We start from the raw sequence: 25,300 nt of genomic DNA, 5'->3' as shown, positions 1-25,300 counted from the left end.
GAAGAGGAGATCGGGCCTCGTCTGGGGTTGATGTTTAGGCGGCGAGCTTGCGGTGAAGCAAGCGTCGCTGTTCGATGGTCTTTCGCTTGATGCGTTTCCTCCGTTCGATAATGGCGGCGGCCCTGCCGAAATAGGCGTCGGCCGGTGTCACGTTGTCGAGGCTCTCGTGATAGCGGCGATGGTTATAATGCTCGACGAAGGCCTCGACCTGCCGTTCGAGATCGCCAGGCAGGAAGTAGTGCTCCAGCAGGATGCGGTTTTTCAGGGTCTGGTGCCAGCGCTCGATCTTGCCCTGGGTCTGGGGATGTAGCGGAGCGCCGCGAACATGGCTCATGTCATGGGCTTTGATCCAGTCGGCGAGTTCGCCGGCGATGTAGCTCGGTCCGTTGTCGCTGAGCAGCTTTGGTTTGTGCCTGACGGTGGCGTGGTCGCAGCCTGAGGCTTCGAGCGCGAGTTGCAGCGTGTCGGTCACGTCCTCGGCCCGCATCGTGGTGCACAGCTTCCAGGCGATGATGTAGCGCGAGAAATCGTCGAGCACGGTGGAGAGGTACATCCATCCCCAGCCGATGATCTTGAAGTAGGTGAAATCGGTCTGCCACATCTCGTTCGGGCGGCTGGTCTTGCGATGGAACTCGTCGGCCGCCTTGACCACGACGAAGGCCGGGCTGGTGATCAGGTCATGCGCCTTGAGCAGGCGGTAGACCGTTGATTCCGAGACGAAATAGTCCTTCTCATCGGTGAAGCGCACCGCCAGTTCGCGGGGCGACAGATCGGACTGCTCCAGTGCCATCTCGACGATCTGGTCCTGAATGGCGCCGGGGAGGCGGTTCCAGACCCGGCTCGGCGCGGAAGGACGATCCTCCAGCGCCTCGGGGCCGCCTTCGAGATAGCGATCATACCATCGGTAGAAGGTCCGCCGCGCGACGCCCAACTGGTCGAGGGTCCGCTTCGCCGGCAGGTGCGACTGCTCGACGATGCGGATGATCTCCAGCTTCTCGGATCCCGGATACCTCATTCGGGGTCTCCCCCATCCGCGATCATGCTTTTTTTCAGCAGCCGGTTTTCGAGCGTGAGGTCGGCGACGGCCTCCTTCAGGGCACGCGCCTCACGGCGCAGATCCTGTACCTCGCCGCTCGTCGCGGCACGGGCGGTGTCGCCCGCCAGCCGACGCTTCCCGGCCTCCATGAACTCCTTTGACCAAGTATAATACAAGCCCTGGGCAATGCCCTCCTTGCGGCACAGCTCCGCGATGCTGTCATCGCCGCGCAAGCCCTCCAGAACCACGCGGATCTTGTCCTCCGCCGAGAAATGCCGGCGTGTCGCGCGCCGGATATCCTTCACCACCTGTTCGGCCGACGCCTTGGGTTTGCGGGCCGATTTTACGCTTGAGGATTTGGGCTTCATCTTCGTTCCTTCGTCACTACGACGAAGCCCAAATCCTCCTTACATCACAACCTCAAATCTGTGCCATTGGCGCTGACGGCGGACAAGCTTGAACGTCGCCATCGCGCGCCGAAGCAGATCCGCTTCGCTCGGTGTGAAGCCAGCGCATTCGATGGCCACGCGCATCGCCTGCTCCTGAAACAGCGGCACCCCCAAGGTCTTCTCGAGCACGCGCCGCAGTTCCTCGGTCGGATAGGTGACGGCCTCCTCGCCGTTGCGCCGGCGACGATAAGGGTGGACCATATCGCCCTGGATCGGCCCGGGGCGCACGATCGCCACCTGAATGACCAGATCATAGAAGGTGCGCGGCGCCATCAACGGAATGGACGCCATCTGTGCGCGGCTCTCGATCTGGAAGACACCCAAGGTATCGGCCTTGCGGATCATCGCGTAGGTCGCCGGATCCTCGGCGGGGATGGTCGCGAGATCGAGCTTCAGGCCCTTGTCATTCTCCATGAACTCGAACGCCCGCCGCATGCACGACAACATGCCCAGCGCCAGGACATCGACCTTCATGAAGCCCAGGAGATCGATATCGTCTTTGTCCCATTCGATCACCTGTCGATCTTCCATCGCAGCCGGCTCGATGGGCACCAGTTCGTCAAGCCGATCGCGCGTCAGCACGAATCCGCCAGGATGCTGCGACAAATGGCGCGGCGTATTGATGAGCTGACGGGCCAATTCCAGGGTCAGCACCAGGCGCCGGTCGGCGAGGTCCAGATTGAGCTCTTCCGCGTGTTTTTCCTCGACGCCATCCTGGCTCCATCCCCAGACGGACCCGGCCAGACCCGCCGTCATGTCCTCGCTCAGGCCGAGCGCCTTGCCGACTTCGCGGACCGCGCCCCGCGCGCGATAGCGGGTCACGACGGCCGTCAGCGCCGAGTGCGTCCGCCCATAAGTCTCATAAATCCACTGGATCACTTCCTCCCGGCGCTCATGCTCGAAATCGACGTCGATATCGGGCGGCTCGCGCCGCTCGGCCGACACGAAACGCTCGAACAGCAATTCCGAGCGCACCGGATCGATCGAGGTGATGCCCAGCACGTAGCAAACGGCACTGTTCGCGGCCGACCCACGTCCCTGGCAGATAATCTCGCGCCGCCGCGCTTCGGTCACGATGGAATGGACGGTCAGGAAATAGGGCGCATACTCAAGGTCCGCGATGAGCTTCAGTTCGTGCACCAGTTGCGAGCGCACCTTGTCATCGACCCCCTCGGGATAGCGGTCGGGGGCTTTCTCCCAGGTCAGCCGCTCCAGCTCCTCCTGCGGCGTCCGGCCGGGCACATTGATCTCATCCGGATATTGGTAACGGAGCTCCTCAAGGCTGAAACTGCACCGCGCTGCGATCTCGAGCGTGCGAGAGACGGGCGACGCATCCTTGAGATAGCGACGGAACAGCCGCTCCATTTCCTGGCCGGTCTTGAGATGCCGATCGGCGAACCGCTCGCGCCGAGCGCCCAATTCGTCGATCGTGCATTTCTCCCGGATGCAAGTGACAACATCCTGCAGCATGTGGCGCTCCGCCGCGTGGTAGAGCACGTCATTGGTCGCGACCGTAGGAACGCGAGCCGCAGCCGCCAGGTTCGCGAGATCACGCAGCCGGATCGCATCTTTCGGTCGCCGCCGGATCGTCAGAGCCAGATAGGCACGGTCGGCGAAAATCCGTTTCGTCCGCGCAAGGGCGGCCTCGGTGCCGACGTCTGCCCGGTCAGGACTCAGGATCGCGATGAGCCCGTCATTCCATTGTTCGACATCCGACCAGTCGAGATGACAGGCTCCCTTGCCGCCGCGTTCTTTGCCGATGCTGAGCAGTCGGCACATTCGGCCATAGGCTGCGCGATCCGTCGGATAGAGCAGTAGCGCCGTGCCGTCGCTCAGATCGATCCTGCATCCGATGATGGCACGAACGCCGGTGGTCCGTTCGGCATCCCAGGCCCGGACGATGCCGGCGACCGATCCTCGATCAACGACGCCGAGAGCAGGCAATCCGAGCAATGCGGCCGCGGCGAACAGCTCCTCGGGGGATGATGCGCCCCTCAGGAAGCTGAAGTGCGTCGTAACCTGCAGCTCGACATAGTTGGCGTCGACCTCGCTCATGCGAACGCACCGTGGATGAACCAGCGCATGGTGCCCGTAGCCGGATTTACGCCGTCACCGAGCCGGAACAGCCAGTACCGACCGCCTGTCTCGGTCTCGACCTGATAATAATCCCGGACGATCAGCGCCTTGTCGGCCTCATTGCCGCTCTCGCGCCACCATTCGCCGTGCAAGCGTTCCGGACCATCGCCTCGGGTCACCCGATAGCGCTTTCGACGCCACACGAAGAGGCGAGGGGCATCGTCTGGCAGCAGGGCGACCACGTCGATTGGCTCGGGTCGATCCAACATGCGGGCGGGGCGAGGGAGGTCATCGTCCCACTGGGCGCCGCTATCTTTCGCAAGGGCGGGCATCGTGGTGATCGAGCGCTCAGGCATACTGCTCGCGTGCGGTGCCGCCCGATGCAGGCTCCGTGGACCAAAACGGTTGGCGAGCGCATCGACCAGAGAGGCGAGGTTCGGCCCGCGTCGCGGGCTTTCCAACCCTTCATCCTGTTGGGCCGCGAGCGCGTCAGCCAGCGGCGTCACGAGGGTCATTGCCTCAATGCCAAGCCCTGGCTCGACCGTCTCGATCTTAGCGCACAGCAATTTCGCGAGATGGCCTGCGTCGCGGGATGCGGTTGCGGTCCCGATGCGGATCGCCTGATTGTGGCCGTCCACACGGTGGAAATAGCAATCCAATCGGCGAGCACCCTTGCCGATACAGGTGAGCTGCCCCACCACATCGGCAACGAGATCGCCGATCACCTGGGCGAAGGCTTCAGGTGTCGCGATCGGCTCCATGAAACCTCGACGGGCCCGCGGCAGATGTTCAGGGTAGATCGGCTCGATCGGCTCGGGCACGAAGCCGAGCGCCTGATCCAGCCGCCGATGCAATTCGCGGCCGAACCGTTTGGCGAGAGGGCCGCGCGGCGCACCGATGAGCTGTTCGATCCGCTCAAATCCGAGCTTGCGCAAACCTTCGACCTCGCGTCCTGGCAATCGCAACGCCGATATCGGCAGGATGGAAATGGCAGTGCGGTGTCCGCCCGGCTCGATCGTGACCGGCCGGCCGGCGGGTACATGCCGCGCAACGGCATGGGCGCAGCCTGCAGTGTCGGCCACAGCGATCTGCAGAGCCAGCCCCGACGCGGCAACACGGCGATGGAGATCCTTGAGCAGCGCCTTCTCGGTGCCAAAGAGACCCGCGCAGCCGGTGATGTCGAGCCAGATTCCGTCGGGCGCATCCGGTGATACGAAGGGTGAGTATCGGCGGCCCGCCCATAGCGCGAGATCGCGAAGTCCCTGCAGGTCGCCCTCCGGGTCGGCATCGACGACCTGCAATTCAGGGGCAAACGCTCGGGCCTTCGTCACGGTCATGCCGACGCGGACACCGAGCGCCTTAGCCTCGGCATCGACGGCAGCAATGACTTTCCTGCCGTGATCGGGCACCGCGGTCACCAGCGGAAGATCAAGGACCAGGCCGTCACGGCACTCAGGCGACAATTTTGCGATCTTCCGCCGCAGCCGGTCGGTCGACCAGTGCGGCAGGAAGAGCGATACGACCCGTCGCATCGCACGCCTCCACGATCCAGGCGTGCGGATTACCACCGCGCACACGTTCCAAATCCACATGCCAGCGAGGGCGACCCAGGCTCGGCAGACCGAGATCTTCGCTTGGTGAAGCGGTGATCCGCCAGCGTGTCATCGCTGCCGTCCCTTCGGCGACCTGTTCGGCCTTCGCCGCGCGACGAAACACGAAGGCCGCTACACCCGAGCTTTCCGCCGCCAATTGCAGGCGCTTCGATGCAGTAGTCGAATATTTCCCGACTTCGCCAACCACACCGGCGATGCCAGGGTGATGCAGGCACTCCTCCATCGCGAGCAGGACATTGGTGTCGCTGCCGGCCTCGACATAGATGACCCGATCTGGATGAAGACCGGCGAGATGAAGGGCAGGGGCAAACAGGTCGCGCCAGCGCAGGCACCAGAAGACGGGACCTTCCATTCGCGCCAGGATTCCCGCCAGAAAGACCGTCGCACTCGCCTCGTCCGCGAGATCGGGACTGCCCATCATTTCATGGAGAGCACCTGCAGCAATGCCTCCGCCCGGCAATCGCTGATCCAGTTCGTCGATGCCGAACGGGATCGCTTCGCGCTGAACGCCTACGCCCTCGATACGCGCGATGCGCGCTCGCAAATCTTCAAGGACGGTTGATTGACGCATGGCATTCAGGAGACTCGGGACTCGTTGATTCGTTCCTTATTTGTTCCTGTTCCCGGCGATGAGTCAAGCAGCTCAAATGCACCGCTTCCGAAGCCTGTGGAATCCGCCAGAAAAAAAGCGCCTTCGGTCCTTTGTGGGATTCACATCCACCAAAGTGCATAGTAGATTCATGCTATGTTCCATCAGGCAGACCTATTCGAAGCATCCGTCGAACCCGCGCGAGGGATGGACACGCCGGGGCTTTTGGCGGCGATCGCCGCAGCTTCGCCGCGGCCAAAATTCTCCTACATGCTCCTCCAGCTCCTGGAGGAAGTCGCTGACGAAAAGGGCAGGGCTGGACCGAGCGTGATGGTGAACGGCGACGCCGTGCCTGTCCGCGACTGGCTGTGCGATGCGCTGGCTCCGATCGCGCAGCGTACACCCTGGCGCCGTTCGACGATCGAAACCGTGCGGTCGGCACTTGAGCAGGCTGACGAACTACCGGCCGATCCGACACAGGCTGACCGTGTCATTGAAGAAAGGGTCCGTGAGCGGGTTCGCCAATCGGGCCGCTGCAATGTCAGCCGCGCAGTGTCGGATCTATGTCGGGGCGGCCTCCTGCGACGCCACTATCAGGGCTATCGGGTGGATCATCAAAATCGCGGCGCCCAGCGCGAGGCAGTCTACACGATCATGCCGGACACCTTGGCGGCGCTACGCCGGCGATGAGCTGCCGCTGATCGCAAGATCGGCTTCTACTGCGGTCGCGCGCATCAGGCGATCGGGCATCTCCAACAACTTCACGGCCGCCGCGGTGATCGCTTCGGCTTCGGTGGGATAGGATTCGGCCGAGCTGATCGATACCCCATCGGGCAATGCGACCGTTGCCTGAAATCCGTTGCCTTTAGGTGTCGCGCTCAATCGGACTTCCATGAAAGGTCTCCGCGTTGTATCGGGACTGATATTCTTATAAGATATTGATATTTAACATAATTCTTATTATCGCTCTAAGAATTTGTAAGCGCAACTTCGAAAAGAGACACCTCCGCAATTTCCAAATGAGACTCGTCTCTTGAGGACGCCCCTGCCGCGATCCAATGCTGCTCTTCGAAGCCCGACTTATCCCGCCAACCAGCGGACGGTCAACTTAGCTGACCGTCCACTCCTCGGTAGTGTAGCCTTCGTGGCCCGCCGTTAACTCTGGACAGCGGCGTCGATCTTGGATCGTTGATCACGGCGGACTTGCCACCGAGCAGCAAGAGCCGTGATCGCCGGCAAAACGAGCAATGTGAGCACGGTCGAGGTGATCAGTCCGCCGATGACCACGGTCGCGAGCGGCCGCTGGACTTCGGCACCCGTACCGGTTGCCAATGCCATCGGCACAAATCCGAGACTGGCGACTAACGCCGTCATCAACACGGGGCGCACGCGCTGCATCGCGCCACTGACGATGGCGTCTTCCTCGCCCGCCCCTTCTTCGCGTCGCTTGCGGATCGCGCTCATCATGACAAGGCCGTTGAGCACCGCCACGCCCGACAGCGCGATAAACCCGACCGCCGCGGTGATCGAAAACGGGATGCCGCGCAGGAGCAGCGCGAACACGCCGCCGGCGAGCGCCATCGGCACCGCGCTAAAGACGATCGCTGCCGGCACGAGCCCGCCGAGTGCCATGTAGAGCAGTGCGTAGATGGCAACGAAGCAGATTGGCACGACGATCAGCAAGCGCAGCCGGGCCGATTGCAGGCTTTCGAATGTGCCGCCCCAGGCTGTATACATGCCGGGCGGAAGATCGAGGTTGCCGATCTTCGCCTGCGCTTCCTGCACAAATCCGCCCAGATCTCGGCCGCGGACGTTGACCTGCACGACCACCATGCGCTTGCCGTTCTCGCGGCTGATCTGGTTCAGCCCCTGGGTGTAGCTGAACCGCGCCACTTCGCGCAGCGGGATCGAGCGGGCAATCTGGCCATCGGCCGCGGGCAGCATCACCGGGATGGCGCCGAGCGTTTCAAGATCGTCGCGCTGGGCGTCGGGCAAGCGAACGACCACCGAGAATCGCCGGTCACCTTCAAACAACAGCCCCGCCTCACGGCCTCCCAGTGCTGCGGCGACGGTACTGGCGACCTCCTCAACCGTCAGTCCGTAGCGCGCCGCCGCGAGCCGATCGATCTTCACATCGAAGGTCGGCGCACCGTCAGTCTGTTCGGCGCTGACGTCGCCCGCGCCGGGTATCGTGCGCAATACGCCGGCGATGCGCTTGGCCTGCGCGCTCATCGCATCAAGATCGTCGCCGTAAAGCTTGACCGCGACATCGGCGCGCACGCCCGCGATCAGCTCGTTGAACCGCATCTGGATCGGCTGCTGGATCTCGGTGCGGTTGCCGATCAGCGGCTTCATCCGCTCCTCGATCCGCCGCAGGATATCCTCCTTGGTTTTGACCTCGGCGGGCCATTCGCTCTCGGGCTTGGGGATCACATAGGTGTCCGAGGCATTGGGTGGCATCGGGTCGGTGCCGAGATCGGCGTTGCCGTTCTTCGAGAAGACCAGCGCCACCTCGGGCAGCGTCTTCAGGGCGTTTTCGATCTGCAGCTGCATCTGGGTCGACTGGTCGATCGATGCGGAGGGCACGCGGAAGTTGGTGACGGTGATGTCCTTCTCGTCGAGCTGCGGCATGAACTCCTCACCGAGGAACCCGAACGCGAACACAGCCGCGGCAAACACGCCGACCCCACCGAGAATGAACGGCATCGGGCGCGCGACCGCCTTGTCGAGCAGCGGGGCGTATTTCTCCTTGAACCAGCGGATCGGCTTGACCTCGGTCTCGCTGACCCGGCCCTTGATGACGATCGCGATCATGGCGGGCACGAAGGTGATCGACAGCACGAATGCGCTGGCCAGCGCGACCATGAGCGTGATCGCCATCGGCGAGAAGGTCTTGCCCTCGACCCCCTGGAAGGTGAGCAGCGGCACGAACACGAGGAAGATGATCAGCTGACCATAGACGGTCGGCCGGACCATCTCCTGCGCCGCCTCGATCGTCTCGCCCATCCGCTCCTCGAGCGTGAGCAGACGGCCTTCATGCTCCTGCCGCTCCGCAAGGCGCCTGAGCGCATTCTCGACGATGATGACCGCACCGTCGACGATCAGGCCGAAATCGAGCGCGCCGAGGCTCATCAAATTACCTGATACGCCGAGCCCATTCATGCCCGCCGCCGTCATCAGCATGGTGATCGGGATGACCGCCGCCGTGATCAGCGCGGCGCGGACATTGCCGAGCAGCAGGAACAGGATGACGATGACGAGCAGCGCGCCTTCGACCAGGTTCTTCTCGACCGTGGCAATAGTCGCGTTGACCAGTTTCGAGCGGTTATAGACCGGCTCGGCGAAAACGTCAGGTGGAAGGGCCTTGTTGATTTCGGTGAGCCGCTCGGCCGCGCTGTTGGCGACGATGCGGCTGTTCTCGCCGACCAGCATCAGCACAGTCGAGATGACCGCTTCCGATCCCATGCGGCTGCCCGAACCGGTCCGCACCGCGCCGCCGATGACGACCTGACCGACATCCTTGACGCGCACGGGGACGCCCGCGCGGGTCGCGACGACGGCCTGCTCGATCTCGTCGATCGATCTGAGCCGCGCATCGGCGCGGACGAGGAAGCTCTCGCCCGCGCGCCGGACATAGTTGGAGCCGGCCGAAAGGTTCGCCTTCTCCAGCGCATCGGCGAGGTCGGTGATCGATAGGCCGTAGGTCGAAAGCGCATTGAGGTTCGGCTCGACCAGATATTGCTTCACATAGCCGCCGTTTGAATCGACGCCGGCGACGCCTTTCACGTTGCGCATCTGCGGACGGATGATCCAGTCCTGCACCGTGCGCAGATAGGCCGCCTTGGCGAGTTCGGTGGTGAGCCGCTCGCCCTCGGGCGTCAGGTAACTCCCGTTGGACTGCCAGCCGGGCTTGCCGTCGGTATGTTCGGCGCCGCCCTTGCCGTCGGGATGCCGGAACGCGACCGAATAGAAGAAGATCTCGCCAAGCCCGGTGCTGAGCGGTGCGAGGTTGGGCTGGATGCCGGCAGGCAGGCTGTCCTTGGCCTGGGCGAGACGCTCGGTTACCTGCTGTCGCGCGAAATAGATGTCGGTCGTGTCCTCGAACACCGCCGTCACCTGGCTGAAGCCATTGCGCGAGAAGGACCTGGTCATCTGCAGGCCCGGAATTCCGGCGAGCGCTGTCTCGACCGGGAAGGTCACCTGCTTCTCGATATCTACCGGTCCAAGCGTCGGCGCAAAGGTGCTGATCTGCACCTGCCGGTTGGTGACATCGGGCACCGCGTCGATTGGCAGCTTGGTGATCTGCCAGGCGCCGAACGCGACGACCAGCAGGGTGAGACACGCAACCAGCCAGCGGCCGCGCACCGAGAGTTGGAGGATGCGGCCGATCATTCCGCCGACTCCTTCTCGAGTTCGGCCTTGAGCAGGAAGGCGTTGATAGTCGCAATCGGCGTGCCGGCCTTTAGCCCAGATACGATTGCAACCAGTCCGCCGCTGCGGCTGCCGACCTCCACATTGGTCGCCTTGAAGCCGTTCGCCGTGCGGACGAACACGACCGTTCGGTCGCCGACGGTCTGGACCGCGTCCTGCGGCACCATCACGCCATCCTTGGCGGCGCCACCGCTGCCGAAGATGCGGGCCTGTATGAGCTGGCCGGGTGCCAGCATCGACACGCCGGCACTTGGTTCGATGACCACCGTCGCACCGCGCGTGTCGGGATCGACCACGCCCGTCGAAGACCGCACCCGGCCTTCGATGATCTGGCCGTCAGCCAGGCTGAGTTCGACGCGATCTCCCGCACGGACACGCGGCGCATCGGCCGACGGCAGGCTCGCCGTGATCTGGAGACGGCTGGGATCGGCCACTCGGAACAGCTCGGTCTCGGCCGAAACGAACTGGCCAAGGTTGGCGGGAGCTGCGGTGACACGACCTGAGACCGGGCTGGCTACCACCACCGATCGCCCGTCACGCGCGACCCGCGTTGCGCCGGCGGCAGCGCTGGCGCGCATTGCGTCGGCGCGGGCGACCGCGAGGTTGGCTTCAGCCGTTTCATAGTCCGCGCGCGGCGAGACGCCCTGCGCGAGCAGGCTGCGCTCGCGCGCCAGTTGCCGGGCCGCGAGCGTCACCCGCGCGGAGGCAGCAGACTGGTCTGCGGCGATCGCCGAGGCATCGCGACTCTCGACCAGCGCCAGCGTCTCGCCGGCGCGAATGGGATCGCCGATCCGCTTGAAGATGCGGCTCACCGTGCCGGCGGCGCGCGAGGTCAGCACCGCCTCCGCGTCGGGCGTCGCCTCGAGCGTTGCGGATGCCGCGATCGCCGCGTCGAGTTCGCCCGAGGCAGCGGGCGCGACCGAGATCTGCGAGGTCTTGATCGCCTCGGCGGTCATCGCGACGCTGTCCGATGGCGCGGCCGATTGTTCGGCGGCTGCTTCGACCTGTGGTGTGGGAGCGGTCAGGCGAGCAATGCCGAACCCGGCGCCGGCAGCCAGCACGAGCGCCAGCGCAGCGCCGGCAGTGAGTTTCTGATTGGCGTTCATTGGATGGGTTCCCCCGTGATGGTGCGGCCAGCGAGGCGGGCTAGGCGTGCGCGCGCTTCGAACCGGGCGGTTTCGGCGTCGAGAACGGTGCTGCGGGCGGTGCCGAGACCGTGGCGGGCGGCGAGCAGTTCGACGAGCGGCGACTTGCCTGCCTCATAGGCGATGCGGGCGAGACGATAGGTCTCGTCGGCGGTGGCAAGCGCGCCGCGCGCGGCGGTCACCCGGCTTTCAGCGGCGGAGAGCTCGGCGGCCGCCGATTGCGCTTCGGCACGGGCCTCGGCGCGTAGCACCGCAAGCCGGGCTTCGGCGGCATCGACCTCGGCGCGCGAGGCGGCGATGTTGCCGCGGTTGCGGTCGAACAGGTGAAGCGGAATGGTCACGCCGCCGAGCACCGCGGTCGCACCCTCATATTCCAAGCGGCGCACGCCCACGCTCGCGGTGATGTCGGGTGTCGCACGGCGGCTTTCGACATCGAGCCGGCGCGCTGCGGCCGCGCGTTCGGCTTCGGCGACGAGCAGCGCGGGACTGGCCGTCGGATCGACTGGGCCAACCATGTCCGGGCTGGGACCGGTATCGAGCAGCGATTCAGCGAGGCTGGCAAATGGCGCATCCGCTCCGACCAGTGCCGACAGCCGGACATAAGCGGAGATGCGGTTCGCTTTGGCGAGATCGAGCTGGGCGCTGACCTCGTTGAGCGCCGAGCGTGCCTGGAGCGCGCGGAGCCGCGTTTCCTTGCCCGCACCGACCAGCGCTTCGGCTGCCTTCAGGTCGCTCTGCGCTTCCTCGACTTCGTCTTCGGCAAGGCCAACGCGCCGGTCACCGATTTCGGCGGCGGCGTAGGCGCGTGCGAGATCATAGGCGAAAACGACCCGGGCATCGCGGTCGCGAGCACGCGACGCGACCACGCCGGCTTCTCCGGCAGCGATCCGTGCCGAGCGCTTTCCGCCCAGTTCGATCGGCTGGCTATATTGCAGCGTCGTCTCGGCGCGCCCGAACCCGGAATAGGGTGACGATCCCGCCACATTCTCGGTCATCACATTGATACTCGGATTGGGCCGTGCGCGCGCCTGATCGCGCAGCCCTTCGGCCTGGCGGACGCCGGCTTCGCTTACCGCGAGCCGCGGAGCGTCCTCGCTTTCACGCAGCAGCGTGGCGAATGGCGGCGCTACCTGCGCATAGGCGCTCTGGGCGACCGCCATGAGGCAGGTCGCGGCCAGCATGCCGGCAACCGCACGCCGCGGCAGCCGGCCTCGAAAGGCTTGCATCGGTATTTCCCCTTGAAGGCTTGAAGATCGGGCGCGCCAGACGGGCGCGCGACTTCAGCCTCGCGGGGGTCTCAGGAGTCCGTCGGGGTGGATCGCGCCGGGCGCCTGCGGGCCGGCAATGCTCCACTGGAGCGGCACCGGCTTGAGCATCGCAGCCAGCACGGGCTGGCGCGGTACATCGATCGTCTGGATCACGGCGTGCGCCGCCATGTGCAGGACATCCGCCATGTCGGGCGTCTTGCTTGGCGCATGCTCGTGATGATCGCGATCGACACTGGTTGCATGAACTGCGGCATGGCTGTGCGGCATGCCATCGTGCCACGTCGATAGCGCCAGCACGCCGATCATTGCGAACAACGCCATAAGCGCGGCGACGCGCCCGAGCGCGCCACCGGAGCCGAAGCGCCGCGTGGAGATCGACATTGCTGTCATACGACAAGACCTATCGCGAGAGCTGTGAACTCACAAGACGAACGCGCGATCATTGGCGCGGCCAATGCTGGTGCAGATCGTCGATCACGAAGACATGGCTCTGGTTGCCGCCGCTATGATCTTGGCGAAGATGCGGATGGTCCGGGCCAAGCGTCTCGTGATCATGCGCGATCTCTTGCGGATCGCTCTTCGGCCATAGCGCGACGGCTGCAAAGAACCCGATCCCGGAGAGACCTGCCATCGCGGTCAGCGCCGCGGGCATTCCAATCGTCGCGCCAAGCTGGCCGACCAGCGGATAGGCGATCAGCCAACAAACATGGCTGAGCGCGAACTGGGCGGCGAACAGCGCGGGCCGGTCTCCGGCGCTGGCCGAGCGACGCAGCAGGCGCCCCGATGGCGTGACGCTCATCGAATAGGCGATGCCGAGCAGCGGCCATGTGAGCAACAGCACCGTCCAGCCAATCCGCCCGCCGCCCGCGGTCGCGCCCCATGTGGCGAGGCCGGCGAGCATGACGGTCAGCAAGGCGGCGGCACTCACCATCACCGCGCGATCGGCAATACGATCGAGAACGCGCGGCAACAGCAGCGCCGCGAGCATCGAGCCGCCGCCATAGGCGGCAAGCGCCAGGGCGACCTGCGACTGGCCGAAGCCGAGTCCGCGGACGATGACGACGGTGTTGACGATGACCATCGCGCTCGCCGCGGCCGCAGCAAGCGTCACCGCGAGCAGGCCGCGCAGGCGCGGTGTCTTGAGATAGATACGGATTCCGCGGGTCGTCTTGTCGTAGATGCCAGTATCGGCCTTCGGTGAAGCGGCGCTCCTGGCGAGGCCTGATGAGACCACCAAAGCCGCCGAGGCGAGGAACCCGATCGCGGTCCCCGAGAACAGCCAGTGGAAATTGATGATCGTCAGCAATGCCGCCGCGAGCATCGGGCTGGTCAGGCTCTCCATGTCATAGGCCAGCCGGGACAGCGACAGAGCGCGGGTATAGTCGCCCTCGTCGGGGAGCACGTCGGGGATGGTTGCCTGGAACGTCGGCGTGAACCCTGCGGACGCGGCCTGCAGCACGAAGATCAAGACATAAACCTGCCAGACCTCGCTGACGAACGGCAGGCAGATCGCGACCGCCGCGCGGACCAGATCGAGCGCGACCAGCAGCGCCTTGCGCGGCACGCGGTCGGCGAACGCGCCGGCGATCGGACCAACGCCGATATAGGCGACCATCTTGATCGCCAGCGCCGTGCCAAGCACCGCGCCCGCATCACCACCGGCGATGTCATAAGCGAGCAGGCCGAGGGCGACCGTCGCCAGGCCGGTCCCGACCAGCGCGATGAGCTGGGCGAGGAAAAGATGACGATAGGTCCGGTTGGCGAGCACGGTAAGCACGCCCGCCCCATATCCCCCTGGGGGGATACATGTCTATCCCCCCAGGGGGATATTTTCTCGACAGTCGGTCGCCTGCATGCGATGCTATCTCATGGCCCACTATGCACACTCCAATCATCCGGCGATCATCAAGCGGCTGAACCGTGCCGCTGGTCACCTGAAAAGCATCGTCGGGATGATCGAGGAGGAGCGGCCGTGCGTCGATATCGCGCAGCAGCTCCAGGCGGTCGAAAGCGCGATCGCCAGCGCGAAGAAGGCACTGATCAACGATCATATCGACCATTGCCTCGTCCATGCCGAGGAGGGTGAAGGACCGGCGGAGGCGATCGCGCAGTTCCGCGCGATCTCCAAATATCTCTGACCAATGCGCTTTCTTGCGCAGAGCTTTCTTGACAGTCGCGGGCTCCGGAGGCTTATTCGCGGCATGGGGATCGCGATCACCCCATGAGGCGACAGGCTGAAGCATCGCGTCCTTCTTGATAACTCAAGGACGCATCATGCCTGCGCTCAATTCCATCCAAGTCGACAAACTATTTCGCCTGATCGGCACGCCCAAGGCGCCGGTCATCATCGATGTTCGCACCGACGAAGACTTCGCCGCCGATCCGCGCCTCATTCCCGGTGCGATGCGCCGACCCTGGGCCGAGGTCGCCAACTGGGCGGGCGGCTTCCGCGGCAGGCCGGTCGTGGTCGCGTGCTGGCAAGGCCACAAGCTCAGCCAGGGCGCTGCCGCATGGTTGCGGCAGGATGGCGCGGAAGCTGAAGCACTCGACGGCGGCGTCAAGGCGTGGGTCGATGCCGGTTATCCGCTGGTGCCCGAAGCGATCCTGCCAACGCGCGATCCGCAGGGTCGTACCGTGTGGGTCACACGCGCGCGGCCGAAGGTCGATCGCATCGCTTGCCCTTGGTTGATCCGCCGCTTCGTCGATCCGAACGCGGTCTTCCTGTTCGTTGCGCCCGGCGAGGTGGTCGGGGTCGCAGACCGGTTCGGTGCGGCGCCGTTCGACATCGAGGGCGACGGCATCCGCTGGAGCCACGACGGCGATCGCTGCACCTTTGACGTGATGCTCGACGGGCTCGGCCTGGCCGGGGTCAAGCCGCTTGCCCATCTCGCCATGATCGTGCGCGGCGCCGATACCGGGCGTCCCGATATCATTCCCGAGGCAGCGGGGCTGGTCGCGCTGTCGCTCGGTCTGTCGCGCATGTATGCCGACGATCTCGAACAACTCGACGCCGGAATGCTCGTCTATGACGCGCTCTATCGCTGGTGCCGCGATGCGACCGGGGAGACCCATGACTGGGTCTCGCATCAACCGAAAGGCGCGCGCGCGAAGCCGGTGACGGCATGAGCACCGCATCCGTGGAAGTGGGCGTCGCGTCGTCGCGGCAGCCGGGACCGGTCGCGCCGGTCACACTTGGCGAAGCCTTCTGGGTCTGGCTGCGCATCGCCGCGCTCTCGTTCGGCGGTCCCGCCGGGCAGATCGCGGTGATGCACCGCATCCTCGTCGACGAGAAACGCTGGATCGGCGAGCATCGGTTCCTGCACGCGCTCAACTATTGCATGCTGCTTCCCGGTCCCGAGGCGCAGCAGCTCGCTACCTATATCGGCTGGCTGATGCACAAGACGCGTGGCGGCATTGTCGCCGGCGCGCTGTTCGTGCTGCCCGGCGCGGTCTCGATCATGGCCTTGAGCTGGATCTACGCGCTCTACGGCCGGGTCGGCATCGTCTCTGCCTTGTTCTTCGGCCTCAAGTGCGCGGTGCTCGCGGTGGTGTTGCAGGCGGTCGTGCGGATCGGCAGCCGCGCACTCAAGAACACCATCATGCGCGGGTTGGCAGTGCTGGCATTCCTGCTCATCTTCTTCCTCGGCGTGCCGTTCCCGGTCATCGTGCTCGGCGCTGGCCTGATCGGCTATTTCGGTGGGCGCGCGGGGATCGCCGCGTTCCAGGTCGGCGGCGGGCACGGCGCGGCCAAGGGCGAGATCGTCGAGGATGCCGACACGCTGCTCGGCGAGGCGCTGCCCGCGCACGCCAATCCCACGATTCGTCAGTCGCTGCGCCAGGCGGTCGTCTGGATGGTGCTGTGGCTGGCACCGGTTGCGGTGCTCTTATTGCTCCTCGGGCGGACCAATGTGTTCAGCCAGATCGCCACCTTCTTCTCGACCATGGCGGTGGTGACGTTCGGTGGTGCTTACGCGGTGCTCGCCTATGTCGCGCAGCAGGCGGTCGAGGGCTATCACTGGCTCAGCCCGACCGAGATGCTCGACGGTCTCGGTATGGCCGAGACGACGCCCGGACCACTGATCATGGTGCTCCAGTTCGTCGGGTTCATGGGCGCCTATCGCAATCCGGGGATGCTCTCTCCGTTGCTCGCGGGGACGCTCGGCGGACTGCTCGCAACCTGGGTAACGTTCATTCCCTGCTTCCTGTGGATCTTCCTCGGCGCGCCGTTCATCGAGCGGATGCGCGGCAACAAGGCGCTCTCCGGCGCGCTCGCGGCGATCACCGCGGCTGTCGTCGGCGTAGTGCTCAACCTTGCCGTCTGGTTCGCGATCCACACGATCTTCCGGCAGGTGCGGCCGCTGCGGGCCGGCCCGATCGAGTTCGACATGCCGATGCTGACCAGCGTCGATCCGTGGGCGCTCGCCATCTCGCTTGCGGCGATCATCGCCATGTTCCGCCTGAAGGTCGGTATCTGCCTGACGCTCGGCGGCGCTTCGGCCGCAGGCGTCGCCCTTCACCTCGCCGGGCTGGTCGGATGACCGGCCACAGCCATTTCCAAAGGAGACGCCCATGACTGACCCCACGATTGATCGCCGCAACCTTCTCGCCGCCGGCGCGATGGTGACTCTTGGTGCCGCCGCCCTCGGTTCGGCCGAAGCCGTGGCACAGGCTCCGGCCGCGGCCGGTCCCGCCGGCAAAGCGTTCGCGCCGCAGCCCGTTCCGCTGCCGTTCGATCCGAAGTCGATCACCGGCTTGTCCGAGCGGCTGCTCGTCAGTCATCACGACAACAACTACGTCGGCGCGGTGAAGCGGCTCGGGGCGATCAGCACGCAGTTCGCGGGGATCGATCCGATCAAGGCGCCGGGGTTCACGGTCAACGGCCTCAAGCGCGAGGAACTGATCGCCTGGAATTCGATGATTCTGCACGAGCTCTACTTCGCTGGCCTTGGCGGAACGTCGCGCCCGGGTCGCATGCTTGGCCAGCTGATCGAGCGTGACTTCGGCAGCTTCGATCGCTGGGCAGCGGAGTTCACCGGGATGGGCAAGGCACTCGGCGGAGGATCGGGCTGGGTGCTGCTCCAGTGGAGCCACCGCGACAACCGGCTGACCAACCAATGGGCCTCCGACCACACCGCGACCCTCGCCGGGAGCACGCCGCTCCTCGCGCTCGACATGTACGAGCATGCCTACGCGATGGATTACGGCGCCAAGGCAGGAGACTACGTCGATGCGTTCATGCGATCGATCGCGTGGAGCCATGCCGACACGTTGGCCAGCCATTTCGGTGGCGGTTAAAAAGACGCCCGCCAACGAAGCTTTCGCTCTGTCTGTTCAATATTGAGGGAGCTCATCGCAGAGCGATGGTTCCTTTGGTTTGTCGACAGCGAGCGTCGTTATGAGCCGGGGCAGCGTTGAGCTGTGTGGAGGGCTCCACACTGCCCCGGCTCATAACGACGGTTGGGCAGCCCTATCGCCAGCGAGAGTCTCGTTTCTAACTTGCGCGAGAATGTCTCTTTTCAAAATTGGTTTAACAGAATTTGCGATTGTGGCACGTGTCCGCATCGGCCTATTCCGGTTTGAATGCGAAGTTACTCAATGATATGATGTCGGCGGTAGAAAGTCGCCCATGTTTGATACGATCACATACGCATTCACCAAAGATCTACCCGGCGGCCCAATCTATAGGCCGGCCGATCCGATGCCGCATGAGATCAATTCCGACGAGAGCGATGACGATACTAGCGAGCTTTCGCGTGGCCGCCTGATCGGTGGCGTGATTTCGCTTGTCCTGCTCGTGGCGACGGGTGCCTATCTTTACCTGACGCTCTGACCGGTCCTTTACTTCCGCAAGTTCGGATCGGTGAAGAAACCGCGATTGAGTTCGCGGCCGACCTCGGATTGTAGATCAACATTCGCGCCACCGCGATTGTTACGGGCGGCTTCCGCTGCCGCCCGATCACCGTCCAGCTTCGCCTGTCCATCAGCGATCATGCGGGCAGCGGCGCCAGGGTCGCCGCCTCCCCCACCGCTACCGATCCCGCTAACCCCGCGCGGATTATAGGAGCCGCGCACATCGCCGGCGTCGAGATCGATCCGCGACACGTCGACCAGCGACGGGTCCTTGATATCGCCGCTGATCTCGGACCAAAGCGCGTCTCGTTTTTCCTGTGCCCACTGTTGAATCAATTGGTCACGGACCGCGCGCTTCTGCGGCGTTAAGTCGGTCGCCCAAAGCTCGGGCGCATCAAGGTTGGGATGAAGGGCCTGTTGCAGCCTGTACCATTGCGCAAGATCCTGGCTCATATTCTCGCTGAGCTGCATCCCGTGCGATTCGGCGAAGCTCGCATCGCGCGCGAGGGATTGCGATAGCTCTTCCATACGCCGCGCGGCCTCGGAATAGGATCGTGCCCGCGAAAGGGCGTCCTCGGTGCTCACCGAGGACGATGACGTCACCGATGACCGGCTGAACGAGCCTGAACGAACATAAGTGCCGTCGGATGTGCTAGCTCCGCTGCCGTTGGAGTGCTCGTCGCGCACACCGCTTGAAGACGAGCTGGAGCTGTCGGAGGAACGCGTTTGATCCGTGCCATAGCGAAGATTGTCGACCTGTTGCCCGGTCTTGCTGACCCCAAGGGAACCGCCGACATTGGGAAGAAGTCCCCCGCCGCCTGCCCGCCCACCGCCACCCTTACGACCTCCGCCGCCGCCGATGCCGCCATTGATCCCGCCGGTCACCTGATCGAGCGTGCCGGCTGACCGATCACGGCCCATCGAGATCCGATCGGTCAACCCGGTCGAGGAGCGCTCCTCTAGGCCCTGCGAGCTCGACCCGGTAACACGATCGAACTTCTCGACATTTGTATTTGCGGTGGACCCGCTTCCAGATTCAAAGCCTCTGGATCGCTCGGACGAGACCCCAAACGCACTTCGGTTCGTGTGTGTGCTGGTCAGAATATCCTGCGCGGCATTCTCCCACGCTTGCGCTTGGCGATGCGCCGCGCTCGACATTTCCCGCCATTCCGCGACGGTGCCGCTGTTCATGGTTGGCGTGAACCCCAGCCGCGAGATCGCGCCCGACATGTCGATGACATCTTGTCCATTGCCGAAGCCCGACACCACGGCGCCGTTGTCCTGGCGCCAACCCACGCTGGTCGCACCGCCCGTGAAACTCGGCGCAATCGACCATTGGTCGCTCTGGCGCATGTTCGACGTCGCATTCGCCCAGCTCACATTGCCGTAAGAATAGTTTCCCGTGGTCTGTTCCAGCGCGGCAGCCTCGGCGGCGTTCTGTGCCGGCGCAAGCATCGAGGTCGCCTGGCCCGCGATCGACATCGCGCCCCGTGCAAGACCCGCGGCGAGAAATGGGATGCTCATCAGCATGAAGCCGGCGATCGTCGCAGTCTCTCCATTCACGGCGCCGATGCCGGCATAGGTGCCCAGCGTGACGCCGCCGGGCGCGACCCCCGCGGCGGCGGCCTCGGCTCTTGTCATGCAGATCATGTGCAGGATGACATAGAGAGGCCCCCAGGCTGCGAGATAGAAGAAGCCCATCGCATAGCCCTTCAGGGTCGCGAGACCCGTTTGCGGCATCAGGAACAATGGGAATATCACCGGGAACATCGCGAAGAAGACCACGGTCAGCACGATGTTGAGGATGGGCACCCAGGCCATCGCCTGCTGTGCGATCGAATTATAAGTGTTGCGTGCCTGAATGTCGGCGCGGGTCTGCGCGAAGGTGTCGATCGTCGCCGCGCCCGATCCGCCCGCCATGCTGTTGCGGGCTTGCATGAAGGCGTTGATCGCCGTGTTCTGCCGCATGGAATCGCTGTAGTTGCTGCCCGAGCCGGTGAACGCGGCATTGGCGATCGGCAGATCGTGCCTCAGCTTGTCGGCCGCCAGCGCGTTGCTCAGCTTCGGGTAAAGCTCCTTCCCCCAGAACGGCGTGTTCGCCTCGATCATCGGCGCCCACCGCGCATTTAGCATGTCGTAAGCCTGCCGGCAGGTGACGATCGCGCTGGTGACGGTCCCATCGCCCTGCCGTTCGAGCCATTCCTGCGATCGGGCTTCCGAGCCGGGACCGATTTCCGCCCAGAGATCCTTCGATTGCGCCAGGACGGTCAGCGACTTCCGGTAGAGCATCACGTCCCCGAAGACGCATTTCTTGAAATGCTCCTCAAGATTGGTCGAGAACTCGGCATCGCGGATCACGAAGTTGCGAGTGGCGTCGAACAGGCGCGCGCCATAGACCATGCCGTTGGTCGAATAGTTGAGCTCGCTCGGCATCACGAAAACGGTCTCGGCCGTCCGCGTCAGCCAGTCGCCAATCTGCGTGGTGAAACTTGCCAGAACACCAAGCCCGAGCGGCACGTTCGCGACCGTTGCCGGTGCCAGTGACGGATTGATCCGGTCGGTGACCTTCACGTCGATGGTCGGCACCATGAGGCAGAGATAGATCGCCGTCGATTGCAGAAACCAGTTCATCCACACGCGAAAGTTCATCGTGAAGGCGACGACGAGCAGAGAGTAGATGAGCCCCATCACCATCACGACGCGGAGGAGCGAGCGGTATCCACCTCCCCCGGACCAGGCAGCGACGGCGTTGAAGGTGTTGACGAGATATTCCCCGCCCCCGACCGTAAAGACCTCGAGCATCGCGCCGGCTCCCCTGCCCTAATTCAGCCCTTGTGCGTTCAACCCGCGCGAGAAATTGAGCGCGGACGCCATGCCCGGCGTCATCGAATTCTGGAGCGTGGATTCGAGCATGATGCTGCGATCGATGATCTGCATCGTCACCTGCAGCTTGTTGGAGAGCTTCACGTCACGCTGCGCGAATTTCTGCCGCGTCGCAGCGATTTGCTGTTTCCACTGCGTCGCGGTGGCCTGGTCGAACGTCTGATAGTGAGTCTGCGCCTGCTCGACGCGATCGAGCATGTTATCGAGCATCGCGGCCAGCAGATCGACTGCGACGATCTCTGAGAGCGTTTCGATTTCGCCGTCGGTCAGCGCGTAATGCGCATAGGCCTGGACTGACAGGATCTTGTAGAGCGGTACGGTCGCGAGGTTGAGGAGCTGCTTCTCCGAACCGTCGAGCGCGGTGTCCGTCCTGATCTTGCTGCTCATCGAGCGGATCATCCCTGCGATCCGCGGCCGCAACGCCGACGAGGCCGGCACCGTCAGGGTCTGCTCACCGACATCGTAGCAATCCGTGTCGTTGCACTTGAGCATCTTCACCGCCGGTGCGTTCGCCGTGCCGTCGAGCAGCGCCGTAACCACCGCCTCCTCGGCGGGCCCGAACATGATGACCTTCCCGCCTACGCTCGGATCGGTTGATGGCGTGGTGATCACCGTGCCGACGAGCGTCATGATATATTCGGAGAATGACTGGTCGAACGCCCCGAATTTGGCGGACTTCTTCAGCGCCTCCCAAGTGTAGTTGTGTGGCTCGCCGACGAGCTGGTCCTTCATGCTCGCATCGGTATTGCCAGCGATTGTGCTGTCCCGGCGGTTGCCGTTGTTGCAGCCTTGCCGTGAAGCGGCCCAATCGGAGAATATGCCCTGGCTGTTGCCGACCGCCTCGCAGATCGTCGAGCGGGTGGTTTCCATCTGCGGCCAGATTCCACCGACCAGCGCCTGCGCCGTCTCGCAGCTCGATATATTCATCTGGTTGAGAAGCTGCGCCTTCTGGCTGAACTCATCCATTACCTTCCCGATCTCTGGCGAAACGGAATCGATCGCGAGCTTGAAGGCGAAACCAAGGGCATTGTTGGCGGTCGCCTTCAACATCGCCACGATTTCCGAGGCGTTGATGAAGGAGAAGCTGCCTGCGAACAGGTCGATGCCGCCGCAGCCCGCCCGCGCGCTCGGAAGCTGCAGATTGAACGGCGAGACGCTCTTCTGCGGAAAGCGGGTCCACACGTTGCCAAGCGAGTAATAGCCCGCGGACTGACCCTGGAATGCCGTCGGCCCGGTGACATTTGCGGCGCCACCGGCATCGTTGAAGAAGCCGTTCATCTCAGACGCGACATCAGCGTGCGCGACGCCGACGATCGCGAAATGGGAAGCTGCGATTAACGCCAGACCAGAGCCGAACTTCCGGCGCAGGACGCCCTTTTTTGCCTGTGTCATCAATAGTCGCTCCCGACCTTGGTGTTGGTCAGCATGAAGATGCGGTCCATGATTTCGTCGGCGCTGAGCACGCCGTAGCCGACCGGAATCGTCCGCTTGGTCTGGGTATCGAACAGGACCAGCGCAGGCGTTTCATTGCCCGGCACACCCATTCGTGCCCGCTGCCCGGAATCGACGACGTAATTCGGAAAATCCCTGCTCGGCCCGCCGTCCATGGATACGGCCATCACCGTCATCCGATGACTATCGGTGACCGATCGCAGGATCGGCGCGAACACCTCGCACGCGCCGCAACTTTGGGCATAGAAATAGAACAGCCCGTAGCGCTGGCCGAGGCTGGTGAGGACAGCATCGCGGTCGGCCTTCCGATTATCGAGCCACAGACGCTTGCCGACCGTCGAAACCGGGCGTTGCAGCGTATAGTCGAGGTCCGGGTTCTGCCAGAGCGCGCGTTGCCAGGTGTCCGAGAATGTCGACGCGCGATCGAGCTGTTCGCGCTGGAAGCGGATATAGTTGATGACGTTCGCTTCCGTCGGCTCGAGGATGGCCTTGGCCTTCAGCTCGTCGAGTTGCTTGGCGATCGCGGCGATCCGATCCGTGGCGCGATCCGCTTCGACAGGCGTCGCCGGCTTGGCGTTGTCCATCGGCTTTGGCTTCGCGCAATAGAACCACTGCCCCAGCCTGCGCTCGCCGCAGTAGAATTCGTCCGGCCGATCCTGCTCGATGGTATCATTTCGGGCCGCGGGCGCGTCCTGGGCAAGCGCGGGCGCCCAAATCGCCGCCGAGAGAGCTGCCGCAAGGATCACCGTCCGGTCAAGAATTGCCATGTTCCGTCCCTCCCTCGGCCTTACCGGGCGACTGTGCAGGGCGTTCGCGGGGCGGGCTTTCTTTGCGCGCTTCCCAATCCGGTAAATGAACACAGCAATCGGCCACCGTTGCGGCGTGCCGGGAGGCGCACGGCGGGCGCGGCGACGGGCTCTCGTGCGCTGGCTGAAGCAGCAGCGCTGCCGCGATGACGGGCAGCTCAAGAAGCGGCATCGACATGATCATTCTCCCTGACTTTCTGGCTTCGGACGGCCTCCCCCCGGCGTGGTGCACATCTGACCCGCCTCATTTTCCGTGGAGGTCGTAGTAGGACTGAATTTTCGCCTGGATGTCCGTCATCGTCTGGACTTCGTCAGGCAGCTTCGCCGCATCCATGAAGTCCGCATACACCTCGGTGAAATTCATGACGGAGAGGTCGAGGCGGGCAAATTCGTCGACGGTGAAGCCCTGACACGTTTCCTTTTTGGCGCTCCCCCAAGGCTTGCCGAGCTGTGGCCGGCCCTGTTCCTGAAGCACGCGGCTGAGCTTGCTTTCAAAGCAGCAATAGGCGGTCCGCTTCGTTGTGCAGATGCCGAGGATCTTCGATGAGCAATAGGTTCCGAGATTGTGGCACAGACCCATCCGATCCTTGATGTCGAGCTTCATCTCGTCCTGCGAACAAGCGAACAGGGTCAGGAAGGGCGTCGCCAACGCGGCGATCGCCGCAGGCCCGCCGGCCAGTGCGGCTGCGCCTGCACCGACCGTCAGCAGGCCTGACGTTTTGCCGGCGCAGCAGTTGATGAGCCCGAACACCGGCTTGTGACAGGTCTCGCGATTGCCCTTGAAGACCGTGAAATTGGTCTCGTCGAACTCCTCACCGGCCTGGTCGATCGAATGCAAGGCGACGAGCGCATCCTTGAATTCGGTCGACGCCTCGCGAACGATCGGCTCGCAATCACCGTTGATGCAGTAGACATCGTCGCCGCAAATATATTGCGGTGCGTCGCTGGTCCCACTCAAGGGCGTCGGGCATTTATAAACCCGGTTTTCGACCTGACATGCGCCGCCGTTCGGTTCGTCATCAAGGCATTCGGTCCGCAAATAGGTGCAGGCCCGATTGCTCTCGAGGTCGCCGCAGTCGCTGGCGGGAGTCAGCGTGTGGCAGGTGAAGTCTCTTTTCCACGCCCAGCATGCCTGGGTTATCGGCACCCCATTGATGACGCGGGTCTCCGGGCCCTCGGTGCAAATCTCCCCCGCAGGATCGGCCGTGCACATGGCATCCGCTGTAAGAGGTCCACAGCCGTCGGCCCTCTTGACGGTGACCTGCGTGTCGGTCGTTTTGGCATGCCAATCCCGTCCGGTAATCGGGCTAGGGAGGAAGGCAATTCCCGTCAGGTCCTGGGAGCAAACATATTCGGTGGCGTTGTAATCGTCGCAAAATTTGTTCGTCGAAACGCCGTAGATGCGATGGGCGGCGCACGCCTGCATCACCACGCCAGTCGGACGGCATGTCCCGGCCGTTATATGCGGCGCCATCGAATCGTACCGTGCGAACGGGGTGCCGTAGGCGCTGTTGGGAACCACAAAGAATTTGAAGGCGTCGACCGTCGTCGTCTCCGGCACCATCGTGATCGAGCAGGAGCGCGGCTGGTCCTCGATCTTCGTGCCCTGATTGTTGATTTCCACTGAGAAGTGACCCGTCTGCGGATTATGTTTCGGGTGTCACGGGTGGGTCAACCCGTGGTTTTCTCTTTTGGGTTCTGG

Annotated in this window: 19 protein-coding genes and 1 pseudogene; 6 read left to right on the top strand and 14 right to left on the bottom strand. The window is 64.0% G+C overall.

The features are described 5' to 3' along the window. Positions 1–34 precede the first annotated feature (34 nt). The 4 genes from LL253_RS14855 to LL253_RS14840 all read right to left on the bottom strand — a co-directional run bounded on the left by LL253_RS14855 (position 35) and on the right by LL253_RS14840 (position 5,745). Positions 35–1,404, bottom strand: a protein-coding gene (locus LL253_RS14855) for an IS3 family transposase (protein ID WP_150289884.1) whose coding sequence is annotated in 2 segments (ribosomal slippage) — positions 35–1,050 and positions 1,050–1,404 — 1,371 coding nt in all. Because the reading frame shifts where the segments join, the coding sequence is not laid out codon by codon here. Positions 1,405–1,443: 39 nt separating this feature from the next. After that, positions 1,444–3,540: a PHP domain-containing protein gene (locus LL253_RS14850; protein WP_228227681.1), complete on the bottom strand. Its 2,097-nt coding sequence runs from the start codon at positions 3,538–3,540 to the stop codon at positions 1,444–1,446. Further along, the gene (locus LL253_RS14845; protein ID WP_456115076.1) at positions 3,537–4,979 is read right to left on the bottom strand and encodes a DUF6504 family protein; all 1,443 of its coding nucleotides are present in this window, start codon (positions 4,977–4,979) and stop codon (positions 3,537–3,539) included. The genes LL253_RS14850 and LL253_RS14845 overlap by 4 nt, the downstream gene beginning before the upstream one ends. Before the next feature lie 34 nt (positions 4,980–5,013). Next, a complete protein-coding gene (locus LL253_RS14840; protein ID WP_066701115.1) occupies positions 5,014–5,745 on the bottom strand; it encodes an ImuA family protein in 732 nt (243 codons plus the stop codon). A 288-nt stretch (positions 5,746–6,033) separates the two neighbouring features. Between LL253_RS14840 and LL253_RS14835 the strand changes: the two genes are divergently transcribed. Further along, positions 6,034–6,453 carry a hypothetical protein gene (locus LL253_RS14835; RefSeq protein WP_315850630.1) on the top strand — a complete coding sequence of 140 codons (420 nt, stop codon included), beginning with the start codon at positions 6,034–6,036 and terminating at the stop codon, positions 6,451–6,453. Here the strand turns inward: LL253_RS14835 and LL253_RS14830 are convergent. From LL253_RS14830 to LL253_RS14805, 6 genes are all read right to left on the bottom strand, one after another. After that, a complete protein-coding gene (locus LL253_RS14830; protein ID WP_066701117.1) occupies positions 6,439–6,657 on the bottom strand; it encodes a hypothetical protein in 219 nt (72 codons plus the stop codon). The genes LL253_RS14835 and LL253_RS14830 overlap by 15 nt on opposite strands. 261 nt (positions 6,658–6,918) lie before the next feature. After that, positions 6,919–10,155 carry an efflux RND transporter permease subunit gene (locus LL253_RS14825; RefSeq protein WP_150289964.1) on the bottom strand — a complete coding sequence of 1,079 codons (3,237 nt, stop codon included), beginning with the start codon at positions 10,153–10,155 and terminating at the stop codon, positions 6,919–6,921. Next, positions 10,152–11,300, bottom strand: a complete 1,149-nt coding sequence (locus tag LL253_RS14820; RefSeq protein WP_150289963.1) for an efflux RND transporter periplasmic adaptor subunit — start codon at positions 11,298–11,300, stop codon at positions 10,152–10,154. The genes LL253_RS14825 and LL253_RS14820 overlap by 4 nt, the downstream gene beginning before the upstream one ends. Beyond that, positions 11,297–12,565, bottom strand: a complete 1,269-nt coding sequence (locus LL253_RS14815; protein ID WP_066701120.1) for a TolC family protein — start codon at positions 12,563–12,565, stop codon at positions 11,297–11,299. The genes LL253_RS14820 and LL253_RS14815 overlap by 4 nt, the downstream gene beginning before the upstream one ends. Before the next feature lie 54 nt (positions 12,566–12,619). Then, on the bottom strand, positions 12,620–12,988 hold the full coding sequence (locus LL253_RS14810; protein ID WP_066701121.1) for a hypothetical protein: 369 nt from the start codon (positions 12,986–12,988) through the stop codon (positions 12,620–12,622). Between the two features lie 58 nt (positions 12,989–13,046). Further along, positions 13,047–14,384: an MFS transporter gene (locus LL253_RS14805; protein WP_066701122.1), complete on the bottom strand. Its 1,338-nt coding sequence runs from the start codon at positions 14,382–14,384 to the stop codon at positions 13,047–13,049. Between the two features lie 91 nt (positions 14,385–14,475). Between LL253_RS14805 and LL253_RS14800 the strand changes: the two genes are divergently transcribed. The 5 genes from LL253_RS14800 (at position 14,476) to LL253_RS14780 (ending at position 18,437) form a co-directional block, all read left to right on the top strand. After that, a complete protein-coding gene (locus LL253_RS14800) occupies positions 14,476–14,745 on the top strand; it encodes a metal-sensing transcriptional repressor (protein ID WP_066701123.1) in 270 nt (89 codons plus the stop codon). Between the two features lie 136 nt (positions 14,746–14,881). Then, the gene (locus LL253_RS14795; protein WP_066701124.1) at positions 14,882–15,733 is read left to right on the top strand and encodes a chromate resistance protein ChrB domain-containing protein; all 852 of its coding nucleotides are present in this window, start codon (positions 14,882–14,884) and stop codon (positions 15,731–15,733) included. Continuing rightward, complete coding sequence (gene chrA / locus LL253_RS14790; RefSeq protein ID WP_066701125.1) at positions 15,730–17,145, top strand: chromate efflux transporter; 1,416 nt, start codon at positions 15,730–15,732, stop codon at positions 17,143–17,145. The genes LL253_RS14795 and chrA overlap by 4 nt, the downstream gene beginning before the upstream one ends. Before the next feature lie 31 nt (positions 17,146–17,176). Further along, a complete protein-coding gene (locus LL253_RS14785) occupies positions 17,177–17,902 on the top strand; it encodes a superoxide dismutase (protein ID WP_083216031.1) in 726 nt (241 codons plus the stop codon). A gap of 331 nt (positions 17,903–18,233) precedes the next feature. Next, positions 18,234–18,437, top strand: coding sequence for a hypothetical protein (locus tag LL253_RS14780; RefSeq protein WP_066701126.1), 204 nt, complete (start codon positions 18,234–18,236; stop codon positions 18,435–18,437). 8 nt (positions 18,438–18,445) lie between these two features. On the opposite strand, the gene LL253_RS14775 is transcribed toward LL253_RS14780, so the two are convergent. The 4 genes and pseudogenes from LL253_RS14775 to LL253_RS14760 form a co-directional block, all read right to left on the bottom strand. Then, entirely contained in the window at positions 18,446–21,259 is a 2,814-nt protein-coding gene (locus LL253_RS14775) for a conjugal transfer protein TraG N-terminal domain-containing protein (RefSeq protein ID WP_066701127.1), read from the bottom strand. Positions 21,260–21,277: 18 nt separating this feature from the next. Next, on the bottom strand, positions 21,278–22,732 hold the full coding sequence (locus LL253_RS14770; protein WP_066701128.1) for a conjugal transfer protein TraH: 1,455 nt from the start codon (positions 22,730–22,732) through the stop codon (positions 21,278–21,280). Beyond that, the gene (locus tag LL253_RS14765; RefSeq protein WP_083216030.1) at positions 22,732–23,559 is read right to left on the bottom strand and encodes a conjugal transfer protein TraF; all 828 of its coding nucleotides are present in this window, start codon (positions 23,557–23,559) and stop codon (positions 22,732–22,734) included. The genes LL253_RS14770 and LL253_RS14765 overlap by 1 nt, the downstream gene beginning before the upstream one ends. Before the next feature lie 283 nt (positions 23,560–23,842). Beyond that, positions 23,843–25,210: pseudogene (locus LL253_RS14760) on the bottom strand (conjugal transfer protein TraN); the annotation flags it as partial. Positions 25,211–25,300 lie beyond the last annotated feature (90 nt).

It is taken from the genome of Sphingobium soli (assembly GCF_020782245.1).
GTDB lineage: Bacteria > Pseudomonadota > Alphaproteobacteria > Sphingomonadales > Sphingomonadaceae > Sphingobium > Sphingobium soli.
This window is presented reverse-complemented; position numbering and strand designations above follow the sequence as displayed.

Coding starts and splice junctions, on each gene's coding strand:
- LL253_RS14850 (WP_228227681.1), bottom strand. CDS start 3,540: ATGAGCGAGGTCGACGCCAACTATGTCGAGCTGCAGGTTACGACGCAC.
- LL253_RS14840 (WP_066701115.1), bottom strand. CDS start 5,745: ATGCGTCAATCAACCGTCCTTGAAGATTTGCGAGCGCGCATCGCGCGT.
- LL253_RS14835 (WP_315850630.1), top strand. CDS start 6,034: ATGCTCCTCCAGCTCCTGGAGGAAGTCGCTGACGAAAAGGGCAGGGCT.
- LL253_RS14830 (WP_066701117.1), bottom strand. CDS start 6,657: ATGGAAGTCCGATTGAGCGCGACACCTAAAGGCAACGGATTTCAGGCA.
- LL253_RS14825 (WP_150289964.1), bottom strand. CDS start 10,155: ATGATCGGCCGCATCCTCCAACTCTCGGTGCGCGGCCGCTGGCTGGTT.
- LL253_RS14820 (WP_150289963.1), bottom strand. CDS start 11,300: ATGAACGCCAATCAGAAACTCACTGCCGGCGCTGCGCTGGCGCTCGTG.
- LL253_RS14815 (WP_066701120.1), bottom strand. CDS start 12,565: ATGCAAGCCTTTCGAGGCCGGCTGCCGCGGCGTGCGGTTGCCGGCATG.
- LL253_RS14810 (WP_066701121.1), bottom strand. CDS start 12,988: ATGTCGATCTCCACGCGGCGCTTCGGCTCCGGTGGCGCGCTCGGGCGC.
- LL253_RS14800 (WP_066701123.1), top strand. CDS start 14,476: ATGGCCCACTATGCACACTCCAATCATCCGGCGATCATCAAGCGGCTG.
- LL253_RS14795 (WP_066701124.1), top strand. CDS start 14,882: ATGCCTGCGCTCAATTCCATCCAAGTCGACAAACTATTTCGCCTGATC.
- chrA (WP_066701125.1), top strand. CDS start 15,730: ATGAGCACCGCATCCGTGGAAGTGGGCGTCGCGTCGTCGCGGCAGCCG.
- LL253_RS14785 (WP_083216031.1), top strand. CDS start 17,177: ATGACTGACCCCACGATTGATCGCCGCAACCTTCTCGCCGCCGGCGCG.
- LL253_RS14780 (WP_066701126.1), top strand. CDS start 18,234: ATGTTTGATACGATCACATACGCATTCACCAAAGATCTACCCGGCGGC.
- LL253_RS14775 (WP_066701127.1), bottom strand. CDS start 21,259: ATGCTCGAGGTCTTTACGGTCGGGGGCGGGGAATATCTCGTCAACACC.
- LL253_RS14770 (WP_066701128.1), bottom strand. CDS start 22,732: ATGACACAGGCAAAAAAGGGCGTCCTGCGCCGGAAGTTCGGCTCTGGT.
- LL253_RS14765 (WP_083216030.1), bottom strand. CDS start 23,559: ATGGCAATTCTTGACCGGACGGTGATCCTTGCGGCAGCTCTCTCGGCG.